Raw genomic sequence first — 3,571 nt, 5'->3', positions numbered from 1 at the left:
CCAGGGCCGGGGACAGCAGGGCGAAAATTTCCACGGCGCGGGCCGACGGCTCCATGCTGCGCCCGGTGCGCACAAACAGCGGGTCATCGAAAAGACCGCGCAGGCGCGATAACGCCGCGCTGATGGCCGGCTGGCCGAGGAACAATTTCTCGGCGGCACGGGTCACGCTGCGCTCATGCATCAAGGTTTCGAATACGATCAAGAGGTTAAGGTCGACACGACGCAGGTCGTTACGGTTCATCTTGTGTCCTGGATGAGTCTGTAAACTAGACGAGAGCGGCCATACATGATCCCTATGATCTCCATGCTCGGAGCATGACCGGCATGAATCTTACGGGGAAAGGCTGGTACTCTGCACCGGCTAATTGAGTTTTCCTACGATAGTTGAGGTCTATTCCTCGGTCGCGGAATCAATGACAGACATGTCGACTATTAATGGCGACCGGTAGTCTTACCGGGAAAGCCCAGATAGAGTTCAGGGCAATAGAGGTTACTTTGACGAGGTTTGCGATGTCCCGCACGATCCGTTTTCACAAGTTTGGTCCGGCTGAGGTGCTCAAGTGCGAAGAGCATGCAGCCGCGCAGCCCGCACCGGGCGAAGTGCAGGTGCGTGTCGAGGCAATTGGCATCAGTTGGTACGACATTTTGTGGCGTCAGAACCTGGCGTCTTCCCACGCACGTTTGCCGTCCGGCCTTGGCCATGAGATGGCCGGGGTCGTTGTGGCCCTGGGCGACGGCGTGGATGACTTGGCAGTGGGCGATAAAGTCGCCAGTTTTCCCGCCGAGAGCCCCAATGATTACCCGGTGTATGGCGAACAGATCGTCTTGCCCCGTTCGGCGTTGACCCGTTATCCGGATGTCTTGAGCCCGATTCAAGCCAGCGTGCATTACACGCCGCTGTTGATTGCGTATTTTGCGTATGTGGACTTGGCGCGGGTCAAACCCGGCCAGTTTGCCTTGGTGACGGACGCCAGCCACTGCGCCGGTCCGTCCTTTGTGCAACTGGGCAAGGCCTTGGGCGTGCGGGTGATCGCGGCGACCAAGGACAGCGCGGAGCGCGAGTATCTGCTGTCCCTCGGGGCAGAAAAGGTCATCGTCACCGAAGAGCAGGACCTGCTCATGCAAATCAACAAGTTCACCGACAACCGCGGCGTCGACGTGGTGTTCGATGGCTTGGGCGGCCCACAGATGTCGTTACTCGGCGATGTGTTGGCTCCGCGTGGCAGCCTGGTGCTGTATGGCTTGCAAGGTGGCAACCAGACCCCATTCCCGGCCTGTGCGGCGTTCCAGAAGAATATTCAGTTCTTTGTGCATTGCATCGGCAACTTCACCGGCAAGCCGGAACTGGGCATTGTCCAGGACCAGGTGGCATTGCAACGCGCGTTGCGCGATATCAGCCAACTGACCGCCGATGGTGTGCTGGTCCCGCTGAAAACCAGAGTGTTTCCATTCAGCCAGTTCGTCGAAGCGCACCGCTACATGGACGAATGCCCGTGCCGCGAGCGCGTCGCATTGCAGGTTGAGGCTGTTTGAGCTGTAGGAGTATTCGCAAATGAATACTCAGGCGTCTGAACGGATGGGGCAAATGCGCCATTTGTCAGGGCTTAACCCACGCAGGGTTTAAGCCGCCGTTAGGGCGCCAGGCCCCGCAAAATACGAGGTTTGCCCCCGATGCCGCGCTGAATTCCAGCGCGGCATCTGTGTGTGTGCGTAATCAACGGCTCGCCCAATTGCCATCTGAACTGGTTTCTTGCGGCGTTCTGTATCTGTTAATCATTATGCCAGTGCCGATAATCGAGCCTTCACTGTCATCTCAAGGATTGAGCAATGATTGAATGTCTGTTTTTTCGGCCTGATACATATGAAATTAAATTATCGCGATGCATACCTGGGCGGCAGGGTGATGGCGTTGGGATAGATAATTCCAATTTATTGAAGTTGAATTCCTTAAATTGGATCTTTCCTTTATGTCGGATGCATCCTTAGTTCCCTGCTCAAGTCAGTGTAGGACGTTGTCGGAACGTTCCTAGGGTTGTCCGGGTGCCCTGGCGCAAGGGTCTCGAGGAGAGACGGCGCGAAGGTACACAATTGGAGTTCCCTGTCGATTTGTTACAGCGTGCTAAGGTTTATTTATCGTCACCCTTGAGCGGTGAACGACATTCCTACGCATCTAATGGGTCGAGCAAATAATCTCGGCAGTTACTTGAAACTGATATTTCAACTCAGGTAGTAGAACTATGAGCGCAACTCACGAACAAGCCATGAACTATGTTTATCAGCAAGTTCTGCAACGTTTGGTCGGGCACTTTACGCGCGCCGAACGTACCGCACTTCAATTATTGATCCAGCGAATTGTCGTCGCTGCCGGCGGCATGGAACAAATAGGCGATTACAAAGTGTTGGTTGCCCATGGGGGCGGCGAGGTCAGCTGCTACACCCTGGCGCTGCTGCGTGCAGCGCAACTGACCATCGCCGGCCGTGCGCCCAGGACCTTTCACCTGCGCGTGGCGACTTTACGGCATGTCGGCATGACCCAGGCCACGCTGGACAGCCTCCAGCGTGGCTATAGCACACTGTTTTTCCATGACGACCCGCGGGTTGAGTTGCTGATGGTGGAAAACCAGGAAGTGCAGCCGTTCAACCACCTGCGCGCGGCCTCAAGCGCAGGCAGAGAGGTCAGCCAGCGCAATATGCTGATGGTGGGGCACCTGACCTCCGGGGATATTCGCGCGACGCTGTGTAACGATACCTACCTGTCCCTGGGGGATTTTTACCAGCGTGTCACCTCCTGGAACGGTGGTGTGCATGCGCTGGTCAGCGGTGATTCGCCACGCAAGCAGAGCCAGTACCTGGCGTGGTTGAAAAGCGCGGCCCAAGCGGCCGGCATCAGCACTCCGCCCGGCAAGCCGACGTCGCTCACCGGGTTGTTCGCACGTATGGAGGAATGGAGTAACGGCTGTTATCAAAGCCTCTATGGCGAGCAATACGTTGCACATGAGAGCCCTGGCCGGGGTGGGCATCGCCATTTGTCCTATATAGGTATCGCCGACCTGCTTAACAACGTAGATGTTGCTTCGACCCCTCTGCTCACTGACTTCCTGGGCTATGTACCCGACCCATTTGGTTTTCAGTTCAGCCATCCTGCCTACCCCAACCCGTTACTGATGGCTCACCTGCGGGGGTTGCAGGCCGAGTGCCTGCGCGAACTGTCCTACGAGGACGGCGTGGCGGGTTTTGTAAGGCAGGCAATGGACTACATATGCCGCCAGAAAATTCCTGAGCATTTGATCGCAGAGGCGGGCAGTGAGGACGGGCGCGCGCTGTCGACTACCTACGCCCAAGCGTTCTTTGGCCTGGAGGAGGGCCCGTTGACCTGTCTGCTGTTTTCGCCCTTCATCCATCATGGTGAGCGGCTGGAGGGTTACCTGCGTCAATGCCATCCCGGCATGCTGGTGGCGCTCCCCGAGTTGCACAAGGCGCTCCAGGGCAAGCCGGCTGCCGAGATGCTGCACCAGTGGGCAATCGACGCCAGCGGCTTGCCGCTGTCGTTGCTCCAGCACCTCTACCGCAA

Annotated in this window: 3 protein-coding genes; 2 read left to right on the top strand and 1 reads right to left on the bottom strand. The window is 57.3% G+C overall.

Annotated elements, in window-relative coordinates:
* Positions 1-241 (bottom strand): LysR family transcriptional regulator (locus tag L9Z73_RS27330; RefSeq protein ID WP_247407753.1); only part of this gene is annotated, 241 nt, incomplete at its 3' end.
* A 269-nt stretch (positions 242-510) separates the two neighbouring features.
* Between L9Z73_RS27330 and L9Z73_RS27325 the strand changes: the two genes are divergently transcribed.
* Together L9Z73_RS27325 and L9Z73_RS27320 are read left to right on the top strand one after the other, a co-directional pair.
* The gene (locus L9Z73_RS27325; RefSeq protein ID WP_247407751.1) at positions 511-1,533 is read left to right on the top strand and encodes a zinc-dependent alcohol dehydrogenase family protein; all 1,023 of its coding nucleotides are present in this window, start codon (positions 511-513) and stop codon (positions 1,531-1,533) included.
* Positions 1,534-2,237: 704 nt separating this feature from the next.
* On the top strand, positions 2,238-3,571 hold a 1,334-nt coding region (locus L9Z73_RS27320; RefSeq protein ID WP_247407749.1), incomplete at its 3' end, for a hypothetical protein.

It is taken from the genome of Pseudomonas emilianonis, assembly GCF_023072625.1.
GTDB lineage: Bacteria > Pseudomonadota > Gammaproteobacteria > Pseudomonadales > Pseudomonadaceae > Aquipseudomonas > Aquipseudomonas paraveronii.
Note: the sequence above shows the minus strand (reverse complement) of the source record. Positions and strands in the feature narration are given on the sequence as shown.